Raw genomic sequence first — 19,113 nt, 5'->3', positions numbered from 1 at the left:
GCTACTCAATCCATGTTTATAGGCATTCTTATAACTGCTGCTGCTGTTTTGCTCTACACTTTTGTCTTTCACCAGAAGAAGTTTAAAATCAGGGGACTTTTAGTATTTTCTGCAGGTTTCTTTTTAGGTCTGTACCTTGCAAAGGGAATAACCATATCCCTGTATGCTGTTTTTACCAATTTTCCCTATCTTCAGGAAATTCTCTACCTGACACTTCCCTACCTGTTTGGTTTTGCTTTTCTTGAAATGATAGGTGATAAGCCCCTTTCCGAGATATGGAAAGGAGAAACGGGTCTTTACGCAACAATTAAGGTTCTTGACACAAGCGCTTTGATAGATGGAAGGATTGTTGAAGTTATAAAATTGGGGTTCGTTGAAGGAAAGATAGTAATTCCGAGATTTGTTCTTGAAGAACTTCAATACCTGTCCGATTCAACTGACCCGAATGTTAGAACCAAAGGTAAGAAAGGACTTGAGCAGGTTTCTCTGCTTAAGGGGATCAAAAATCCGCCGGTTGAAATATACGAAAGGGATTTTCCAAGGATAAAAGAGGTTGACGCAAAGCTCGTGGAACTGTGCAGGCTTTTAAAGGCAAAGCTTATAACTACAGACTACAACCTGAACAAGGTTGCTTCTATAAAGGGTGTTGAGATTTTGAACGTTAATGATCTTGCGAACGCCCTTAAACCTGTTGTGGCAGTTGGTGAAGAATTGGTCGTTTTTGTTATGAAAGAAGGAAAAGAGAAGGGACAGGGAGTGGGATATCTTGATGACGGGACGATGGTGGTTGTTGACGGAGGTAAAGCCTACATAGGGCACAGGATAAGGGCTGTGGTAAACAACGTTCTTCAAACATCTTCGGGAAAGATAATATTTGTTAAGCCAAAAGAGGTTGTGAAGTGAGATACGCAATTATTCCTGCTGCCGGGCGAGGGAAAAGGTTTGGAGGAAAAAAGCAGTTTATAGAAGTGGGTGGAAAGGCTATTATAGAGTTTACTCTAAAACCTTTTGAAGAGAGTCCATTTATAGATAAAATTGTTGTCGTTGCACCTGAAGAGTCCATTCCGGAAATGGAGCTCAGAGTAAAGGACTTTTCAAAGGTTGAGGCAGTTATCCCCGGAGGGTGCGAAAGGCAGGAATCTGTTTTCAACGGTTTGAAGTACATAGACGGTAGATGTTCAGAGGTGGTCGTTCATGATGGCGTGAGACCCCTTGTAACAAAAAGGATGATAGATGAACTTGTGTCGGCATATCAGGAGTACGGAGTGGAGGGAGTAATAACTGCAGTAAAACCAAAGGACACGGTAAAGGCTGTGGGAGCTTCCCTTGAAGGAAGCGATTTTCTTGTTAAAGAGACCCTCAACAGGGAGAAGTTGATCCTTGTTCAAACACCGCAGCTTTTTAACTTTGAAGTTTTAATTGAGTGTCATAGAAAAGCAGCCGAAGAGGGCTTCTGGGGAACAGACGATGCTTCTCTGCTTGAGCGTTACGGTTATACGGTTGTTGCAATAAAGGGGGATTACAGAAATATAAAAATTACAACGCCAGAGGATATTGATATTTTTAGAGTTTTCCTTAATCAGATGGAAAGGTAAAAGTTTCAATTTCTTCTTCCCATTAATTCGGGTATAATCTCACAACAAAAAATATGGAGGTTCAGGATGGCAGTTGAAAGAACACTTGTTATCGTAAAGCCGGATGCTGTTAAGAAAAACGCTGTCGGTGACATTATCAAAATCTTACAGGAAAATGACCTGAAACTGATAGCTCTCAAAATGATTCACATGTCAAAAGAAGAGGCAAAGGGATTCTATATCGTTCACAAGGATAGACCTTTCTACGATGAACTTACAGACTTCATGTCTTCCGGTCCCTGTGTTCCTATGGTTTTTGAAGGTGAAAATGCCATTGCAAAGGTTAGAGAAATTATCGGTGCAACAGATCCGGCAAAAGCTGCTGAAGGAACAATTAGAAGTAAATACGGGACTGATGTAGGAAGAAATGCCGTTCACGCATCAGACTCACCGGAATCAGCGGCCTACGAGATTCCTTATTTCTTCAGTGCTCTTGAAATTCATTCTGCTTAAATAAAGGGGGCTTGCCCCCTTTTTCCGGGGAAATTTATGAAATCTAATTTTCTCATTGCTTCCGAAATAAAAAACAGGTTCTGTTATAAGGCAAATATTTTATATTTGAAGATCTACTTGATACGGGAGAGTTGCTAATCGGCAAAAAGTTTGAAGTTGATGAGTTCTCTTTTATTACTTACTTTCTCTTAAAAAAAAAGTCGTAACATTTTTAGGAAGTGGGATGAAAATTATCTCGGATGCTTTGCAGGGTTTAAAAGCGGTACGGAGATGTTGTTCGAAGATTTCTTATTTAAAATCAAGGATTTTTCGGATTTTACACTTTTAGCGGAAGCGGTGGAAGTGGAATCGGGTAATATCTATTCATTTACACTTGCCAATATCTGTGACCTGCCAAAAGCATTGAAATGGGAGGTTCCTGTAAAAGTAGCAATATTTGCGGACGGCGTGGCTGAAAAGGTTGAAGAACCGTCGTCGCCAATAGAGGACAGCCGTGTTATTCGTCTTTTGAAACTTGCGCTAAAGGGACACGGAAAGGCGATAGATAGACTTGAAAAGGTTTTAAACATTGATAACGCACGTTGCTTTTAAAGAAAGTTCGCAGAAATCCGGAAGAGTTTTTTAGGAGTGCGATTTTGCATATATCAAAAGATAGATACACCGTAATCGGAAGGGCAGTATCTTCGGCTGCTGTCAATTTGGATAATCAGGAACTGTTCAGTACAGTTTTAGAAACGGAAGGCGTAAATCTCGCCGTTCTTTTAAAGGATAAAGTTTCTGAAGGTAAAAGGATAAAAATAACTGGCCGGATGGTCGGATACTACTGCGGTTAAAGGTTTCTTTGTATCCTTAAAAAGATATCATGGTACTCTTACGCCGCTGCCTTACCGAAAATCCAGCCTTGAAGACCTGCTTTTATGGTTATTTTCTTAACTTTCTTTAGATGCTTTAGATGCTCGTTTTTACTTTTTAAAATAAGTGAAATTGGGATATAAATAATAATAAGAAATGCATAAAAGAATAAACAACTAATTACCAGCCGTTTTTGGCCAGCTTTGTAAACTTTGTATAAGTATAAAACCGAAAAAAATGCTATGATGAGGTGAGAAGATATGAGAAGTGTGAATCTGTATCTATCAGGTGTGGAGTAAAGACAGCGGTCATATTGTTCCGGCGTAATGTATTCATGTTTATATAGATAGATACATGGAAATTCAAAAAAAATGATATAAACGGTAACTCCTGAAACCAGTAATGTAACTAGTTTTTCTTCAATGTTGCCTAATTTTTCACTCTTTGTTTTCAACTTTTTCTCCGGGTCCGAAGCAATTTTAAAATATTTTATCATTCCTTACAAAGATTATGGAAGACTTTTGCATGGTTTTGTGATTTGTAAGGGAGAAATTTCATGATAAAGAAATTCCCACCTCTTTTCCTACTTTTTTCTGAAGTTTGTCTTCTAACTCTATAAGTTCAGATATTTTTTTAGGCAATGGTGTTATATGAATAATCATAAACTTTTCGTAAGTTGGTGCGAAAGGTGAAATGCCCATTTTAACTTTTTCTATTTTATACCTTTCACTTTCTAAAAACTTTAAAGCAAGTTCATAGGCTCTTTTAAGGTCTTTATCTTCTACCTTGGCAGGATTTTTGATAATTTTCATTTTCCGCTCCGGCATAGGATTTCCACCTTTCTTAAATAATTATAGTGAGTATAATTTTAATTTCTTCGAGGTAGATTAAAATGTTTTAGCAGGCCATTTTTGTGAGAGTTTAGCTTCGTAATACCTCTTCACTGCTTCAAGAACTTCTTTGAAAGTGGCGTTTTCTACGCCGAGTTCTGGAACGGTGTAACGACCTTTGATTTGGTTTTCAAAAAGTGTAGTATCTTTTACCAAGTTTTCCAGCTCTTTAAAGATGTTACCCTCTCCATTGAGAGAGCGAAACATGTAATCATAGTAAACAACGTGCCCATCCAAATCATAAATGGCGTCACCAAATTCGCCGGAAAAATCAATCCCCTCCCCTTCCAGGGCTGATTCTAATACAAAGCCCAGTTCTTTGTCTTCAAAGGACAATTTCACTTCCATCTTTCTATCTCCGAAAATAGAACCTTCAGCCTTTGCCTGTTTTCAAATATATGTTCTTTAGGAAAGGCTGTCATAATTCTCAAGGTATCAATTCCAGCAAGAGACAAAATAACAATCTTATTATCTTTCTCTCTTCCAAAATATACTGCATTTTCACGAACATCATAAACTATCACTTGTGGCTCTCTGATAATTTTTCTTATCCAAGAAAGCAATTTTGCTTTACTATCAATCCCTACCTGAACAAACTTTTTCCAGCGCTTTCCTTGAGTAATATGACGTAAGTGATAGTCAGTTAGGTAATACTTATTACCAAGCTCATCCTCAAACACCTCAACAACCTTACTCCTTACCCATTTCTGCGTTCTTTCATGCACAAATAGCTCCATAACCTGCCCTTTTTTGACATCAGCAATCCGGCCGTCTATAAGCCTGACCTTTGGAGTGCGTTCCTCTCCAATAAGTTTCTTCAAAACTTCTCGTCTTCTGTTGTATTTCTCAATCAACCTCTTAACCTCTTCCCACTCTGGGCACTCATCGGCAAAGTTTTTCTGGCAGAGCTTCTTAGCCTTTTCCAGAACCTCATCTTTCGCTCCGTATTCTACGATTCTCCTGGCCATAGAGTCCGTTAACTTCCACCAGCTTTCCAATGGACTTGCGTCAAATCTTTCAGGAACCGGCGAAATGTCTTTTGGTTTCCTTTTCCTAATCTTTTTCGCCTCATTGGAACCTTTAAAAATCGCTCTTACTGTTGAATGGTGGTTAAATTGGTTGGGGGAGAATGGGTCATCAGGTGGCAGTTTTGCTCCCAGCTTATGTGGTTACTCTTTAAGTTTTTTTCTATCGCCCCGGCAAGTTTCTCTTTTACTTTTTTCTGCGGCGTCAAACCCTGTGAAATTCACAACAATTTTCCGTTCTTTAGAGGTATGCTTTAAATTTTTGTCAGGAAATTTTTTTCATACCAGGGTAACCCCAACTTTCTTACCTATTCTTTTTTGTAGGTCTTGCTTTAGATGAACAAGATCAACAATGTGTTTGGGAAACGGCGAAATTTCGACTATCATTGATTTTTTATGAGTAGGGGCAAAAGGAGAAATACCCATCCTTACTTTTTTTACCTTGAAACCCCTTTCTGCAAAGAACTTTAAAGCTATCTTGTAAGCCCTTGCCAAATCCCTATCTTCTACCGTGGCAGGATTTTTGATAATTTTCATTTTCCACTCCGGTATAAGATTTCCACCTTTCTCTGGGTTTATAGAAATCCTAAATCTAAAATATCCCCGTTAATTGAAATGTAAATTAAACTAAGTTAGGTGGTGGGAGGACGCCCACCGCCTCCATAGAACGAATCCTCCACTCAGGAGGACCCGCCCAGCCAGCCAGGGCGACTTTCTGGCTTTCACCACCGCTTACTAATAAAATTTAACCTGAGTCTGGCATGATTCAACTATTAGTATAAACTAACAAATTTCTCATCTTTTTCTTTACCAGTTTAAAACGAAAAGTAATTTCAATTCCTTAGAGGTACGCTTAAAACACGGCAGGAATGCAGACACCTACAGCGGCACCTACTTGTTTCAATTCCTTAGAGGTACGCTTAAAACCAGGCTACCTGTTCTAAATCGTAGCCAAGCTCATCTGGTTTCAATTCCTTAGAGGTACGCTTAAAACCTGGAATTGTTTCGCCCTCACCTGCTCTTCTTGTTGGTTTCAATTCCTTAGAGGTACGCTTAAAACACCTATTTTAAAACTTATTCTTTTTTCAAAGAACGTCAAGATTTATATTCATATTAGCATCGGTTAATGTGTGGTGTCAAGTGTCGGTGATGCTGATTAAAATAATTATTAACTTCTAATATATGGTTTTGAAACCATTGAGACTATGGTGTTTAAACCATTTCGGTCTAAAAATTGATTCCCGACACATGCTTAAAACATGAAACTTTCGTGGGACGGTTTCTCTATTCCTATGCTTATTCTTTCGTAATATTTTTTTGTCCGAAATTTGTAGATTAGAACGGAGTCTTCTTCATCATTCATTATCGTTTTAAGTTCTTCCGTAAGCATTCTCAGTGTTGCTTCCGTTAGTTCTCCTTCAAATACAGAGTTTTGGACGTGAACAAGGTATTTGCGGCATATTTTTAAAAACTTTTGCACCCTTTTTTCACCGGCATCATAGACTAAAATTACAAACATCACCACCTCGTTATAAAAGGTTCATAGACTTCATCTTCTATAAGATGTTTAATCAGTTTGTAGCATTCCAATCTTATGAGTCTTTGCAGGGAAACTTTTCTGTTTAACTTTCTGTGCTTTATCGTGTTTTTGAGGCGTTCTTCAAAGGCTTTTACGAATATTCTTTTACCTTCTTCGTTTAAAAAGCAAGTTCCGGCTTCAATTTCAAAATGTTTTTTGTTTATTACTTTTTTGTTTACAAGGGAAAAAATAACTCTGTCAACGATGATGGGTTTGAAGATTTCAGCAATATCGAGATTTAAAGTAAAACTCCGGTTATTTGTCTGGTGAAGATACCCTATACGGGGATCAAGATGGGTAAAATAGATTTCCGATAGAACTTTTGTATAAAGGAGCGTGTTGCCAAAACTAATCAAGGCATTGATTTCATTATCGGGAGGTCTTTTCTGCCTCTTATCAAAATTAAATTGCTTTAGAATATTACTAAAGTTTTTATAGTAGGTTTCTCTTATGTTACCTTCAAGAGCCATTAGTTCTTGTATGTTCTTCGTGTCTTCTATTTTGTCTGCGAAAGCATCTATTTCTTCTACACTTTTGTCACGGTCATAGTTTTTGAGATTCTGTCTTATGTTTCTGTAGGCTCCATAAACGAACATTTTTGCAAGGAAAAGTCTGAGGTCGGGGTCAAGATGGTGTTCCGCCTGCTTCAATATTACATATCCCGAGTTCAGGTGTTCTCTCGGATAGTATGTCCCGACGTAATATCCGTAGTAGTTGTAAAAGTGAATTGGTATTTTGGCTTTTGAGAAAAATTCCAGAGCCCTTTTGTTAAGGGTGACTTCACCGAAAATTTCAATTTCGGATATGGCTTCAACGGGTATTACATGCTTTCTACCTTTGTCTTCAATAAAAAATATTGTGTTTTGTTCCCTTTTTATTGTTCCGCTTTTGAATATTGTTAAGGGCTGTTTCATCTTCAACTCCAGCAAAATTCTCTATATCCGCAGTTTCTGCAAAATCTGATTTTTTTAGCCGGCGGAGGATGGGGAAGATCAATTATCCTTTCTATTTCCTTTATGGTCTTTTTGATTTCTTCTTCAAGCTTTTTGCTCAGTTTAACCTGTATTCTTTTTCTCTCTTCGGGAATGAAAAGCTCTCCCGTTAAAAGTTCCCCTTTCTGTTCTTTTATGTAATACAGATAAAATGCAAGCTGCATCTTTGCACTTTTTAAAAACCTTGAACTTTTCTTAATCTCGCCGATCACTTTTCTGTTTTCAATAAGGTCTATTTTTATTTTATTGTCTATCAACAGCTCTTTTGCTTTGTTCTTATATCTTTTTTCGTGAATCAGCCTTCCGACGGCGATGAAATCGTTATCCTGCTCTGCTTCTATTCTATGGGCTATTAGCCATGCCTCTCTTTTACAAATGTAGTAATACCAGATGAGTGTTCCGTTTACAAAAATTTTCTCTAATTCCATCTTACCAGATTAGATTAGGTTCTTTAAGTCCTGTTTTATCATAATAATTGTCTAATTCTTCTATTGGAATGAAGTAAAAACCAAGCTCTTTTGATATCGGTATTGGTATTTTTTTGTTTAAGTTCACCTTTATTACGAAATCGTAGAACTTCTCCTTAATTTGCAGGTAATCTTTAAATGCTTCACGGTTTCCTTTTTTTAACTTTGTGACAATTTCTATCATTTTATTCCATATTTCAACCGCTTCTTCATTAAGTTGAACAAAAATTTCCTCTCCACAGTCTTCTTCAATAAGGTTCATGTCGCAAATAAATTTTTCATTTTCCCTGCATCTATAATTTTCCATGGGTTGAAATCGTAGATACTTAACAGCTTCGAAAAAAGGTTTTACAGTTTTTGCTTCGTCTGCGGCTCTGTCTTTAACAAGATTGAAATACTTTTCAGTCAATTTTATAAATTCTTCTTCTGTTAGACGGTATTTATCTTTTAGGATTTCTATAGTGGCTGAAGAAAGGATGGGATCGTATATGTAGCTCCAGTATGGACGTTGATTATTTTCATCAATTAATTTTATGATTTTAAACAGTCCTGCTTTTTCTCCGTTTCTGTTGCACCTTCCTGCTGATTGATTAAGGGAATCAAAAGGAGCAAAATCTCTTATAACTACATCAAAATCTATGTCAACTCCTGCTTCTACAATTTGAGTGGAAATTAGATATTTAACTTTTCCCTCTCTAATTTTTTTGAGCCTTTCCCTCCTCTCAAATGGTGTAATTGCTCTTGACAGGTATTCAATTTCTCCGTTGATTGTTTCACTTAACTTTTTATAAATTTCCTGGGAGGACTTTACTGTGTTAAGGATAAACAAATGACTTTTCTCAATGTTAATGTCAATTTTTTCTAAAAATTCTTCTATGGTACGTTCTTTCAGATCTATTTCTATTTCGTATCGGTTGAGTCCTGTAAAAAATTTTCCACCTGCAAGTTCTGTATGGTTGCTAAATATTGTTGGCTTTGTTGCTGTCATAAATATTATGTAGAAATCAAGTTTTTTTGATAAATCCTCAATGATTTCATTAAAAATTTTCCAATATTTAACAGGTATAGTTTGAATTTCATCAAGAATAATTATGGTATTCTGAAGTCTGGAAAAGCGAAGTGCCTGACTTCGGTTTTTTGGAAAGATTGCATTAAATATTTGCACTATTGTGGTAATAGTAATTTCACTTTCCCAACCTTCTGTTAATACTTTTGCGATGTCAAAAGGAAGGATTTCAGAATTGTTAGTTAAATATTCAAAGTTGCTGAGGTAGTGGTGTTTTAAAATCAGTCTGGAATCTGTGCTGTCTATAATTTGTTCAAGTTTTTCTTTTAGTACCTCGAAGTTTTGGTCAATAATGGAAATAAACGGTAGTGCGTATATTATCCTGAAACTTTTGCCCGTTTTTCCCTTTAGAATTTTTTTCATTTTGAGTGCCTGTAAAAATCCCGTGTAAGTTTTTCCTAAACCCGTTGGGAGATTTATTGAGTAGATTCGCTGTTTCAGATTGAATTCTTTAGAAAGCACAAATTCTTTTGCTTCCTGTCTTTTTTCATCTATTGGCCGTTTTAAAGGAATGGAATCAATCAAATTTTTAAACTTTTCATAAGGAATGTCCGGGAAACTTACTTCAGGAGCATCAACAGCATCTTTTCTATCGGAGAAAAGAAGAGAGGAATATATTGATAAAAAAGTTGTATATATTGAAAAGTTCTCTATTTCTCCAAAATTTCTTTTAAATCTCCTTAGACTTCTGAAATATTTTAATTCTTTGATTATGTCATTGATGGATTCTTTTACTTCTTGAACAGTAACAGGAATTCCAAGTTCTTTGATATTATCTTTTGAAATAGCATTAAGTTGTTTTTTTATCAGTTCTATGTCATTGATTATACCGCCGTTTTCAAACGTGTCTTCCGGAAATGAATGGTGTTTTTTTACTGCGAGAAAAGAAAGAAATGCCTGTAAAGGACTTATACCTCTAATTTTTCTCAAATAGTAATAAAGAATAACAGCAGAGAGGAGTGAATGGTTCTTTTCTTTTGACCATTTTCCGTTTCCTTTTATGTATTCCTGGAAAAACGATGTTGCTTTACCTGCATCGTGGAACCTTGCAGCGTAAGCGGCAAGTTCTTTAGCCGTGTTGTCGTTATAAGGAAAGTATTTTTCAACCAGATTTTGCGTCTTTTTCAAATGATCTTTTAGACATTTGTTGGGATGGGACAGTAAACAGGTGAATGTTTTCTCCAGTTTCTTTAATGTGGAAGACATTTTTAAAAGCTCCCTTAATTGGTTTACCGCTGGTTTCAAATACAATATTGTCATATTCCTGAACAATTCTTTCTGCGTTCATATATATGGGAATTCTCTCTTTAGCCAGTTTGATCTGGTTGCTTAAGCTGATGTTTTTTATTTTTCTTGTTGGTATTACTGAATGTATTTCGCTCGTTTCTTCTACTTCTTCAGCGGTAAATTCACCTGTAAATTTAAAGTCGGCAAGGCATTCAGAAAGACCAAGGGAAACAGTGTATTCTGTCTTGTGGTAAGGTAGATAGTTCAAAAGGGAGTCAAGAAGTTTTTCGTCACCGGCTACGAAAATCCTGTAACCAGGATCTTTCAGGAATTCTACTTGAATTCGCGTTCTAACATTTTTTTTATCATTTCCCTTTTTATCTTTAAAAAGCGTTGGTTCAAATTTCCCATCGTTTCTCTTGGTAAAAATTATGTTTAGCCCGGTTCTTAGCTTCCTGATAGGGGAAGTGATATATATTCCGATACTTAGTCGATTTGTAATTTCTATGTATTCGTTTTTTTGAAGTCCTAAAATGGCTCCGATTATTCCCCTAACGGTTGTTGGCGGCGGAAAAGAGAAAGTGAGGGGAGAAGAAGTAGTAAAAAACCGCCTGAAGTGTGCCAATTCTCCCCATATATCAAAAGCAATTATTCTGCAAGCCATGGAAACTTCTCCAGAGTGATGTTTTCAAAAACTTCGTCCAGTGCGGAACCTTCGGTGAGTTTAACTCTTTCATCTATACAGTAGTAAACTTTTTCTATTTTGTCTTTGTGCTTCTGTACTGCTTCCTTGAGTTTTGAAAGATCAAGTTCAAACTCTTCAATATCTCTTATTGCAAGATCATCAAGGGCTTCTGGCTTATTTATAGAAACTCTTTTGTTAAGTTCTCCAATGTGGAACTTTTCACCTTCTTTGTAGATAATCTCTATTAAGAGTCTCGGCATGTGTCCAAATTTGGAACGGGAAATTACATCTGTTGATTCTTTTATTCCTTTCCATAGTGCTTCTGTCATTTTTTCCAGATCTTCGTCGGTCAGCTGTGTATCATTTGATGCTTTTTCATTGGCTATTCCGTAGAAACAGAAAAGTCCATAGGGAATTATGTAAAAATCTGTCATTGTCCCCTGTCCTCTTTGTTCTCCTGACGGCATAACAGTGGTTCCTTTGATAAGTTTTACATCTACTTTATGAAGACTTCTTCCGAATTTAAATTGGACAGGTCCTGTAAAGCTTTTAGCATTGTCTCCGATAGCAAACGTTCCGCCGAAGAGTCTTATATCTATGCATCTTTTAAGGATTTCGTTGTAATCTCCTTTGTTGTAACTTTTTAACAGTTCCTCTTTTGTTTTTAATTTTCCGTCTTCTTTCCTTTCTTCCCTTATGAAGATTTCTTCACCCATGTCTGCCAGTTCGTCCCTGATTATCCTCTTCAGTCTGCTGTCTGTTACGAGGCAGATTTTTGTTTCTTCATCAATTCTCGGCTTGTTTTCATCCATTGGGTCGCCGTTGGGATTCGCATCGGTTACATCGTAGAAAAAAAGATACTCACGGCGGTTTCTAATCATGATTTACCTCCATCAGTTTTGTTCTCAAATTTTTTATTGTAGATTTTGTCTTTCATTCCCATGCCGACTGCAAATACAAAGTTCATCTTTTCAACATTAAGTTTCCAGGGCTGGTTGGCTTTAGCAAAACATTCTGAAGCTAGGTCAAACAGTTCCCTTTCAAATTTTCCAAAAATTTCGTAGGCTTCCATTTTGTCTCTCAGTTCAGGCATCAATTTTTCAAAGCCTCTCTGGTCCAGTTTAAAGCTGGAAAGTTTTTTAAGGAAAGGTTTGTTGCCTTTTCTGGTTCCAGCCTGCTTGTCAATCAGGCGCTGTGTCAGGACTCCGAGGACAAATAATCCTTTTGCTTCCGGTGTATTTAGCAGAGGTAGAGTTTCTAATAAATTCCTGACGTCGTCGGTTTTGATAGTTTCCATTATTCCCTCCGTAGTTGCTTTAACAAACAGGAACGATGCTAAAGCATTTAGTGCTGTTAATTTATCGTATTCTTCGTCAAGGTAAGCTCGTCTTATTCCATTAAGCAAGAACTTTATGAGCAGGGCTTCTGAGAAAGGGACTTCCCGAAATATCCGGTCAATGAGATCAAGGAAATATTTCTGCAGGTCTTTCCTTTTAGAGTGCTTATCCCATTTCCAGAAAAACTGACCTAAAGTGCCGAAAGTGAATTCTCTTTTAAGTTCCAGGTTCTTTTCAACGTGGGTTTTGGCTTCAAAAAGCTTTTTTATTCTTGAAGGATAGATGTCCTGGATATGCAGTTTAATGATTTCCTGAGATTGGTTCTTTTCAATAAAAATAAAGTGGAATGTGAGATAGTCCTCAAGCTCTTTCAGTATGTCCAGAATATCTTCTTCTGTATCTGCAAGTTTTTGATGTTCCGTTTCTGTTAAATGAAGATACTTTTTCATGTATTCCAGGTCGTAAATGTTTTCAATGAGTTCTTTGAGTGAGTTACTACCAGAGATTTCTGTGTCAAAAATAACACCTGGAACGAGCCAGTATCTGGGAGCGTTTTTGGTTAAAATAAAATTTTTGCTTGATATGTACTGTTTGGCTTTTTCCAGCTTTTTGAAACATTCAAAACATATCGGGAATCCTTTCCCGTGATTTTTAATTGAAAAGCCTGAAATGTAGCCTACTTTATTAAGTGTGTAAAAGGCAAAGGGGGACTTTTTCCCTGTAATTCTGGTAGTGCTGCCGCACAGAGAACATGTTCCGATTTCGTTAAATCCAAGTTCTTGAACATAGCCGGTTTCAAATGCACTAACTATCTCCGGAATTTCTGAGGGGAAATTCCCGTCCACGGTAACGGTAAGAAGAATCTTTTCTCTGCTTTGCGGAGGAAAGTCTTTCAGGTAACTTTTCAGTGCTTTGAGAATTGCTTCATAGTCTTCTGGTTCTTTAACCGAACTGTTATAGTTTTTCATCCAGTTAAATATGGACTTTAAGCAGGTTATGCTTTTTTGCGGTTCTTTTATGTTCAGAAAGAATGTGGGAGTGCAGGAATTGCATCGCCTGGAGGCTCTTACTCTTTTATAAAGCAGTTTTTTTTCGTATTCGGATACATTTTTTGTATCTGTAACGTTAATAAGCTTTCCATCCTTATCAAGGTTTATGATTATTAATCTGTCTGCGCTGACCGGCTCTGGCGTTACTTTGCCGGAATTGCCGTCATCCTGCATTAAAATTTTTCCAAGGTTATAAATTGCTTCTATCATTTAAGACTCCAGAATAAATTTCCCTTTTTTTAAAATTAAATCATGAGGGGGATTGTTTTCCAGCATACTTCCTATTGCTATGTAAAATTTTGCATTTTTTACGGAAGAAGTGTTTTGAGAAAAATCCATTTCGGGAATAAGTTTGATATCCCCTTTGAACTTTATGCCGCTACTAAATTCTAAAAAATTTTTTAAAGGTGTTTTGCTATCATGATTGAACTTCCCATCGTCATTTAAGTTCCATTTTTGTAATTCTTTTTCTTCTGCCTCTTTATATTTCTTTAGTTTCATCAAGCCGTAGCCGTATCTTGCATCTCCGCCTACAAAGATTTCAAAGTTTCCTCTTTCGAATACTTCTTTTATGTCGTCTTCTTTTAATTTTATTAAACCTATCCAGTAGAGATTTTCTTTGAAACCCAATTGCTTTGCATCTTCTAAAAATTCTCTTTTCGGCTTCGGCAAAATGTATTCAATTTCATACAGCTGCTCTTCTTTAGCCGTCACAGTAAACGGATTTATAGATGTTTTGAAGTCAGCACTTACAAAATAAATCCTGAATTTTTCTTCTGTTATTAAGCTTTTTTTTGTTTTGTATGCAAATTCTCCGTCCTTATAGGCAGGTTCTAAAATATTTTCTTCATCAAAAGATGGAAAGAAATTTGTTATAGTTTCAAAGTTCTCCTGGACGGTCTTTATTTCAGAATGCTTATTTTTACATAAATACGCGTTGACAACGGCACCCCACATGGTTTGTCCGGGAATAAATATTTCTGTTTCAGATACCACTCCCCAGTTGAGTTTTCCAACGTGAATCGGCTGTACCTGTTCAAAAATCAGCTTATACCACTTCATTTTTTATCTCCTGATGCTTTTGCATGGTATCTTGCATAAGTTAGTGTTTTTTCCAGAAGTTGTTTCAGAAGTAAAAGCTGGGGAAGGTTCTCGGATATTTTGGAGAAATATTCGTCTGCCAGTTTAAGTATTTCTGCGTATTTAGTTTCATCATCTGCATGGATGTCGTTAACATTTAGTTTTTTTGATATAAAAGTGTCAAGCCGGAGAATTTTTATTAAGAACTCACAGAATTTTTTATTGGCTTTTTTGTTGGTTTTTCCGTTTTTAAAATTTGCCTGAGCGTACACCCACATTGCATAGACACCGTTGTTTGTTAAAACTCCAAGCAGTTTATTTATCTCGCTTTCGTTTAAAATTCCTTTACTGACTATTTCGTAGGCTATTCTGCTTGTTAAGGCTTCTATGTTTTTGCCTTTATTATTTGCGGTTTCCACTGCTTTCACCTCCTTCAAATTCGTTAGAGTTTATGATTAATCTCCCGAAACCCCTTGTAGTCATGCCACCTATTCCAAGAGTTTCGTAGAAATGTCTGCTTTCTTTTAAAGCCTCGATTAAATATTTTGTTTCCGGAAGAGTTTCCGAATTACTTTCATCATTTTTCTTCCCTTCAAATGCTTTTTTATTAAAGATTCTTATCGTGCCGTGTAATATCGTTCCTCTCGGGATAGCTTCAGATGTAAATAGTGCTCTCTCTTTTGCTGCTCCGGTGATGGGGTCTATGGCCACAGAAGTTCTCACTTCTAAATTTGAGTTCACTATGTGGGCGAATAAACTTTCAGGCACGACGATTACATCTTCAGGTTTTAAGTTAAACTTTCCAAATTTTGGTATCTTAAATTTGTTTTTGTCTATGTTGTGTGGTCCTTCAACCTCTAAGTACAGCCAGCCTAAGTTCAGGTATTTTTCGTCTTTGGTTTCCGCTTTTATTTTATCCTCAGATTGTTTATCTTCAATCTCGGGTGCTATGCCTGTTTCTTTTAGTTTTGAAGCTGTGGTTATCCACTTTGTTCCTTTTATCGTAAATACGGGGAAGAACAAAATTTGTAAGTCGCTGAAAAATATCATTCCCTGCCAGCGCATGTTTTTTTAGAAAATCCAAAACCTTTACAGACTATGCAGTGTCCGCAATGTCCGGTATCTGTGTTTTTAGATTCTTCTAAGGTTTTTTGTGGTTCTTCATCCTGTCCTGCGCACTTGATTGCAATATATTTATTGCCTTCAAAATCTGTTATCCATTCGGGAGCATTACTGGCAAATATAGTTCTTATATCCTTCCCTTCTCTTGAGCTTCTTTTTATTCTGTATTCGTCGGTGCTGAAATGTTTGTAAGCTTCCAGAACTACATAATATCTCCATGTGCCTGCCAGAGTACTTCCCGGAATCTTAGGTACATTGGTGATAGGGTCTCTTACTATGGTGTTGTCAACCATTCCTATGGAATAACCACCGGTTCCTACATGAACGGGATCCATTGCCATGGCAAAAATTGATATCTCTTCAACCATACTGTTTTTGTTTTCAATGTCTTGATTACTCATCCTTTACCTCCTTTAATGCAGTATGCCAGAAATTGAACATATCTAAAAAGAGCAGTATGTTTTCTTTGATTTCTAACTTTTCTTTGAGTTCCCTTTTAAAGTCTTCGGATAAAGTTTTGCAGTCCGCGTCCAGCTCAAAAATTTCTTTTATTAATTTTCTTCTGTCTTCATTTTTACCGAGTTCAAGCCAATTTATAAATGAGGAGGCGAGAAACGCTCCCCAATCTGCAAACTCTTCATATTGAACTTTAGAGTAAAGGATTCCTATCAGTTTATGCAGTCTGCTTGTCTGAAGATTGGTATCTTTAGACAGAGTTCTAAAAGCTTTAAATTTTTCCCAGTAAACTTCAATTTCGTAAGGCCTGTTGCTTTTGAGCGCTAACATTCTTTTTCCGCTTTCATCGTAGGTAATTTCACTTCTCCTGATGTTGTGATCCAGGTATTCGTAGTCGAAAGTATTGGGAATTATTTGAACTTTTTCATCTGCGTTGAATTCACAAATAGTGCTGATCCATTTTTTCCGGCCGTTTTCTGGGTTTATGTAAAAGTTGTAGCCTTTCCCTTCCGGATTGTCCCAGTATAATGAATAGTATGCTTCAGCTGCCTTTTCTTCCGGCGTTGCATAGGTAAATTTTTGTTTTTGCAAAGTATAAAACCTCCCTGCATTTACTGGTCTATATAATTTGTCTGTGTCTTTGACATTTCTTCTTATTTTCCTGAGTGCTTTCAGGTTTACATAAACCGGCTTTTTGTAGTCGGAAATGACTATTCCTATGTGAATAGGGAGTTTTCCGTAAACGTACTTGAATTCTTTGTTGTATTTCTCTATCGTCCTGTCTATAAGTTCAGGTAAGTATTCTGCCGGAATAATTACCTGATAGTTTACAGGGGATGGATTTGTTATTAGGGCAAAGGGTTTGTAAGAAATAATTTCTTTGAGATTTTCTTTAATGTCTAATTCTATTTTATGTTCCTTAGTTTTATATTCTTTGAGAAGAAGTTTCTTGTTTTTCAGTCCATATCCGCCTTTTAAACTATCTATTATTTCAGTATTATCTTTACTGTTCAGGATTTCTCTGATTTTTTCTTTTCCGTATTTTTCCAGGAAGCTTTCTATAGAGCTTATTAAATAAATCTTTGCTTTACTGCCTTCCTTTTCAGCCCAAAATAGAAGTCCATCTCCTTCCAGTTCCGTTGATTTATCAAGTCTATTATTTTCATCAAGGGTTACTTCCCAGACTAACCTTTTCTTCCTCCATTCAGGAATTTTTAAAATTTCTTCCAATTCCTGACGCATTTCTTCAAAAAATTCTTTCGTCGTTTCCCAGATTCTCCTGAGCCTTGCAGGAGATGGATTTTTTCGGAGAAGGAATTGCAGAATCAAATAGGCAAGGAATTCAATATCTTGATTGTTTAGTTTCTGCCAATATATTTTTCTGTTTTTGAAATCAATTGCAGTTTCATCTGATAGGTTGTTTTTTATGAACTTTTTCCATCTTGAACCAATTGAGCGTTCTAAAAGAAGATTGTGGATTTGTAAAACAGTAAATCCAATCCCAAATGAAGCTTTAAGAAAATTCAAAACATCATTATTTTGTAAAAATTTTTGATTTTTAAACCTTTTTTCATTAAAATCGAAATTACAATTAGTTTGAAATGTATTTTGAATATAAGATATCCAATTGTTTTGATCTGTACCAACTAAATCCAAACAAATTTCCAGACTTCTTAAAAATAGATTTTTAAGTTCGATTTCCCTTTTATTTAAATTCTTTATTGGCTGTGTGTTAATTTTTTTTAAATATTTTTCTTTTAAAACATTTTCATAAGGTTTTTTAATGCCATTTTTGTCGAAAAGATCTAAAAAAACATTAACTTTATTTGAAATTACATTCCAACTATCTTTTAAAGTATTTATATCAATAATTCTTTTAAGACCATTTAAAATCGTTTTAGTTGTATTTATTCTATCTTTAAAATTCTCATCTTTTACTACTAAACTATTCAGCATATTCCCATTAAACCATTCGTCCAATTCAAATTTTAAGGATACATAAGCTACTCTGTCGTTTTTGTCTTTGATTTCTTCTATCCAGATGGTTTCTTTCTCAGCATTTGTTAACCAATCGTTAACCCTTCCCTGCTGTCTTTTGAAGCAAACGTTGCATATCAAGTTTTCTTTATTACCTTTATGGGCAAGTCTCATATTACAAATCTGGCAGATACTGTTTGGATTGGAATCGTGTTTAAGTTTTGTTTTAAAATCAGAAGGGTATTCAGCTTTTAAAAAATTCTCTTTTGCCTTTTCAACAAGGTGTCCAAGATTCATCAATCCCCTTGAAGGTTCTGTTAATAAAATTGCAGGATAAATTTCTCCTTCAAAATTACTGGTAAAAATATCCTGAATTTTTGTTTTAATTGCAGATAAGGCATCATTCAATTTGTAAAACTCACTATCTTTATCACCTTTTATGTTTTCTCCAACCACAAAGTAAATCCCTGTTTCATCCCTGTAAACCTCGTTGCCAAGCGGATATTCTATCTCAATGAGTTTCTTTAATTGGTTGTCAACCTTGTTTACCGTTTCTCTGTACCACTTGATGGATGCAACTTTCAGTCCTTTTTCTGCCAGAGCTAATTTGTCATATTGAATACCAAGAACTGACCATTTAATCAATTGAGGATTTTTAATAAAATTTTGATAGTTTGAATTATCAAGATATAAAGACGCCAGCACGGCTTTAAACATAGAAGCAGTCATGTAAGCCTGATCAAACAGGGTAACATCATTTACAGGAAAACGGGAATCACTTAAAAGACGGGAGTACCATGGTTTAACGTGTTCAAACACCCAATTTCTTATTTCTTTCCAGTCGGGGGAGCGGTAATAATACTTGTCTTCAAGAAATCTGTGAAAATCCCTGAAAAAACACAGACGGGAACTGTCAAAATCATTTTCGTCGTTTATTTCTTTTTTTAAACTTCCAAAAGCGTTTGAAATCCATAAATTTTCTAATTGATTTGCATCTTGCGGTGAGCCTTTGTCTATGCCGGAATTTACATTCTCACAGCCACGGAAAAAGATTTTTTGAATTATATTTTCACCTGATGCATCACCTTTAAAAAATTCCAGCCAGTTTAAATTTGTATTATTTGTATTATCAGGCAATTTTACCATTTCGTTGAAAATAAAGTCTTTAAGTTTTATATCCGTGTCCCGAAGTTCGTTTTCAAAAATATGTTTAGAGTAATAT

At 36.0% G+C, this 19,113-nt stretch carries 22 protein-coding genes and 1 CRISPR repeat array; of the genes, 5 read left to right on the top strand and 17 right to left on the bottom strand.

The features are described from left to right. The 5 genes from MV676_RS09135 to MV676_RS09115 form a co-directional block, all read left to right on the top strand. Positions 1–903, top strand: a 903-nt coding sequence (locus tag MV676_RS09135; protein ID WP_297447040.1) for a PIN domain-containing protein, incomplete at its 5' end; no start/stop codon positions are given. After that, positions 900–1,595: a 2-C-methyl-D-erythritol 4-phosphate cytidylyltransferase gene (gene ispD, locus MV676_RS09130; protein ID WP_297447038.1), complete on the top strand. Its 696-nt coding sequence runs from the start codon at positions 900–902 to the stop codon at positions 1,593–1,595. The genes MV676_RS09135 and ispD, both read left to right, overlap by 4 nt. A 66-nt stretch (positions 1,596–1,661) precedes the next feature. Then, a complete protein-coding gene (ndk, locus tag MV676_RS09125; protein ID WP_297447036.1) occupies positions 1,662–2,087 on the top strand; it encodes a nucleoside-diphosphate kinase in 426 nt (141 codons plus the stop codon). A gap of 270 nt (positions 2,088–2,357) precedes the next feature. Next, positions 2,358–2,678, top strand: coding sequence for a hypothetical protein (locus MV676_RS09120; protein ID WP_297447034.1), 321 nt, complete (start codon positions 2,358–2,360; stop codon positions 2,676–2,678). A 44-nt stretch (positions 2,679–2,722) separates the two neighbouring features. Further along, entirely contained in the window at positions 2,723–2,920 is a 198-nt protein-coding gene (locus tag MV676_RS09115; protein WP_297447032.1) for a hypothetical protein, read from the top strand. Between the two features lie 38 nt (positions 2,921–2,958). Here the strand turns inward: MV676_RS09115 and MV676_RS09110 are convergent, their stop codons facing one another. The 17 genes from MV676_RS09110 to MV676_RS09030 form a co-directional block, all read right to left on the bottom strand. Next, positions 2,959–3,393, bottom strand: coding sequence for a hypothetical protein (locus tag MV676_RS09110; RefSeq protein WP_297447030.1), 435 nt, complete (start codon positions 3,391–3,393; stop codon positions 2,959–2,961). A gap of 100 nt (positions 3,394–3,493) precedes the next feature. Beyond that, a complete protein-coding gene (locus tag MV676_RS09105) occupies positions 3,494–3,751 on the bottom strand; it encodes a hypothetical protein (protein ID WP_297447028.1) in 258 nt (85 codons plus the stop codon). Between the two features lie 75 nt (positions 3,752–3,826). Next, positions 3,827–4,177 (bottom strand): hypothetical protein, encoded by a 351-nt coding sequence (locus MV676_RS09100; protein ID WP_297447026.1) that lies wholly within the window; start codon positions 4,175–4,177, stop codon positions 3,827–3,829. Next, on the bottom strand, positions 4,168–4,827 hold the full coding sequence (locus MV676_RS09095) for a PBECR2 nuclease fold domain-containing protein (protein WP_297447023.1): 660 nt from the start codon (positions 4,825–4,827) through the stop codon (positions 4,168–4,170). The genes MV676_RS09100 and MV676_RS09095 overlap by 10 nt, the downstream gene beginning before the upstream one ends. A gap of 306 nt (positions 4,828–5,133) precedes the next feature. Further along, positions 5,134–5,391 (bottom strand): hypothetical protein, encoded by a 258-nt coding sequence (locus MV676_RS09090; protein ID WP_297447021.1) that lies wholly within the window; start codon positions 5,389–5,391, stop codon positions 5,134–5,136. Between the two features lie 293 nt (positions 5,392–5,684). Then, positions 5,685–5,914: direct repeats of the CRISPR family, unit length 30 nt; unit sequence GTTTCAATTCCTTAGAGGTACGCTTAAAAC. A gap of 192 nt (positions 5,915–6,106) precedes the next feature. Then, positions 6,107–6,373: a CRISPR-associated endonuclease Cas2 gene (cas2, locus tag MV676_RS09085; RefSeq protein WP_022846702.1), complete on the bottom strand. Its 267-nt coding sequence runs from the start codon at positions 6,371–6,373 to the stop codon at positions 6,107–6,109. After that, entirely contained in the window at positions 6,373–7,347 is a 975-nt protein-coding gene (gene cas1b, locus MV676_RS09080; RefSeq protein ID WP_297447019.1) for a type I-B CRISPR-associated endonuclease Cas1b, read from the bottom strand. Before cas1b ends, cas2 begins: the two co-directional genes overlap by 1 nt. Positions 7,348–7,349: 2 nt before the next feature. Then, positions 7,350–7,853, bottom strand: a complete 504-nt coding sequence (gene cas4, locus MV676_RS09075) for a CRISPR-associated protein Cas4 (RefSeq protein WP_297447017.1) — start codon at positions 7,851–7,853, stop codon at positions 7,350–7,352. A 1-nt stretch (position 7,854) separates the two neighbouring features. After that, positions 7,855–10,086: a CRISPR-associated helicase Cas3' gene (gene cas3 / locus MV676_RS09070; RefSeq protein WP_297447014.1), complete on the bottom strand. Its 2,232-nt coding sequence runs from the start codon at positions 10,084–10,086 to the stop codon at positions 7,855–7,857. Then, complete coding sequence (gene cas5b / locus MV676_RS09065; protein WP_297447012.1) at positions 10,061–10,849, bottom strand: type I-B CRISPR-associated protein Cas5b; 789 nt, start codon at positions 10,847–10,849, stop codon at positions 10,061–10,063. Before cas5b ends, cas3 begins: the two co-directional genes overlap by 26 nt. After that, the gene (gene cas7b, locus MV676_RS09060) at positions 10,834–11,751 is read right to left on the bottom strand and encodes a type I-B CRISPR-associated protein Cas7/Csh2 (protein WP_297447011.1); all 918 of its coding nucleotides are present in this window, start codon (positions 11,749–11,751) and stop codon (positions 10,834–10,836) included. The genes cas5b and cas7b overlap by 16 nt, the downstream gene beginning before the upstream one ends. Beyond that, positions 11,748–13,466, bottom strand: coding sequence for a TIGR02556 family CRISPR-associated protein (locus tag MV676_RS09055; protein ID WP_297447008.1), 1,719 nt, complete (start codon positions 13,464–13,466; stop codon positions 11,748–11,750). The genes cas7b and MV676_RS09055 overlap by 4 nt, the downstream gene beginning before the upstream one ends. Then, on the bottom strand, positions 13,467–14,318 hold the full coding sequence (locus MV676_RS09050; RefSeq protein WP_022846695.1) for an RAMP superfamily CRISPR-associated protein: 852 nt from the start codon (positions 14,316–14,318) through the stop codon (positions 13,467–13,469). Further along, positions 14,315–14,755, bottom strand: coding sequence for a hypothetical protein (locus tag MV676_RS09045; protein ID WP_297447006.1), 441 nt, complete (start codon positions 14,753–14,755; stop codon positions 14,315–14,317). The genes MV676_RS09050 and MV676_RS09045 overlap by 4 nt, the downstream gene beginning before the upstream one ends. Then, entirely contained in the window at positions 14,739–15,386 is a 648-nt protein-coding gene (locus MV676_RS09040; protein ID WP_297447004.1) for an RAMP superfamily CRISPR-associated protein, read from the bottom strand. Before MV676_RS09040 ends, MV676_RS09045 begins: the two co-directional genes overlap by 17 nt. Then, positions 15,383–15,859, bottom strand: coding sequence for an RAMP superfamily CRISPR-associated protein (locus tag MV676_RS09035; protein ID WP_297447002.1), 477 nt, complete (start codon positions 15,857–15,859; stop codon positions 15,383–15,385). The genes MV676_RS09040 and MV676_RS09035 overlap by 4 nt, the downstream gene beginning before the upstream one ends. After that, the gene (locus MV676_RS09030) at positions 15,852–19,037 is read right to left on the bottom strand and encodes a CRISPR-associated protein Csx11 (protein ID WP_297447042.1); all 3,186 of its coding nucleotides are present in this window, start codon (positions 19,035–19,037) and stop codon (positions 15,852–15,854) included. Before MV676_RS09030 ends, MV676_RS09035 begins: the two co-directional genes overlap by 8 nt. Positions 19,038–19,113: the final 76 nt, after the last annotated feature.

This window comes from Desulfurobacterium sp. (genome assembly GCF_027028515.1).
Classification (GTDB): Bacteria; Aquificota; Aquificia; order Desulfurobacteriales; family Desulfurobacteriaceae; genus Desulfurobacterium_A.
This window is presented reverse-complemented; position numbering and strand designations above follow the sequence as displayed.

Excerpts from the sequence above, each read along its gene's own strand:
- MV676_RS09040 (WP_297447004.1), bottom strand. The coding sequence starts at position 15,386 with ATGATATTTTTCAGCGACTTACAAATTTTGTTCTTCCCCGTATTTACG.
- MV676_RS09090 (WP_297447021.1), bottom strand. The coding sequence starts at position 5,391 with ATGAAAATTATCAAAAATCCTGCCACGGTAGAAGATAGGGATTTGGCA.
- MV676_RS09120 (WP_297447034.1), top strand. The coding sequence starts at position 2,358 with ATGTTGTTCGAAGATTTCTTATTTAAAATCAAGGATTTTTCGGATTTT.
- cas4 (WP_297447017.1), bottom strand. The coding sequence starts at position 7,853 with ATGGAATTAGAGAAAATTTTTGTAAACGGAACACTCATCTGGTATTAC.
- cas7b (WP_297447011.1), bottom strand. The coding sequence starts at position 11,751 with ATGATTAGAAACCGCCGTGAGTATCTTTTTTTCTACGATGTAACCGAT.
- cas1b (WP_297447019.1), bottom strand. The coding sequence starts at position 7,347 with ATGAAACAGCCCTTAACAATATTCAAAAGCGGAACAATAAAAAGGGAA.
- ndk (WP_297447036.1), top strand. The coding sequence starts at position 1,662 with ATGGCAGTTGAAAGAACACTTGTTATCGTAAAGCCGGATGCTGTTAAG.
- MV676_RS09035 (WP_297447002.1), bottom strand. The coding sequence starts at position 15,859 with ATGAGTAATCAAGACATTGAAAACAAAAACAGTATGGTTGAAGAGATA.
- MV676_RS09105 (WP_297447028.1), bottom strand. The coding sequence starts at position 3,751 with ATGAAAATTATCAAAAATCCTGCCAAGGTAGAAGATAAAGACCTTAAA.
- cas5b (WP_297447012.1), bottom strand. The coding sequence starts at position 10,849 with ATGGCTTGCAGAATAATTGCTTTTGATATATGGGGAGAATTGGCACAC.
- cas2 (WP_022846702.1), bottom strand. The coding sequence starts at position 6,373 with ATGTTTGTAATTTTAGTCTATGATGCCGGTGAAAAAAGGGTGCAAAAG.
- MV676_RS09100 (WP_297447026.1), bottom strand. The coding sequence starts at position 4,177 with ATGGAAGTGAAATTGTCCTTTGAAGACAAAGAACTGGGCTTTGTATTA.
- MV676_RS09050 (WP_022846695.1), bottom strand. The coding sequence starts at position 14,318 with ATGAAGTGGTATAAGCTGATTTTTGAACAGGTACAGCCGATTCACGTT.
- MV676_RS09055 (WP_297447008.1), bottom strand. The coding sequence starts at position 13,466 with ATGATAGAAGCAATTTATAACCTTGGAAAAATTTTAATGCAGGATGAC.
- MV676_RS09030 (WP_297447042.1), bottom strand. The coding sequence starts at position 19,037 with ATGGTAAAATTGCCTGATAATACAAATAATACAAATTTAAACTGGCTG.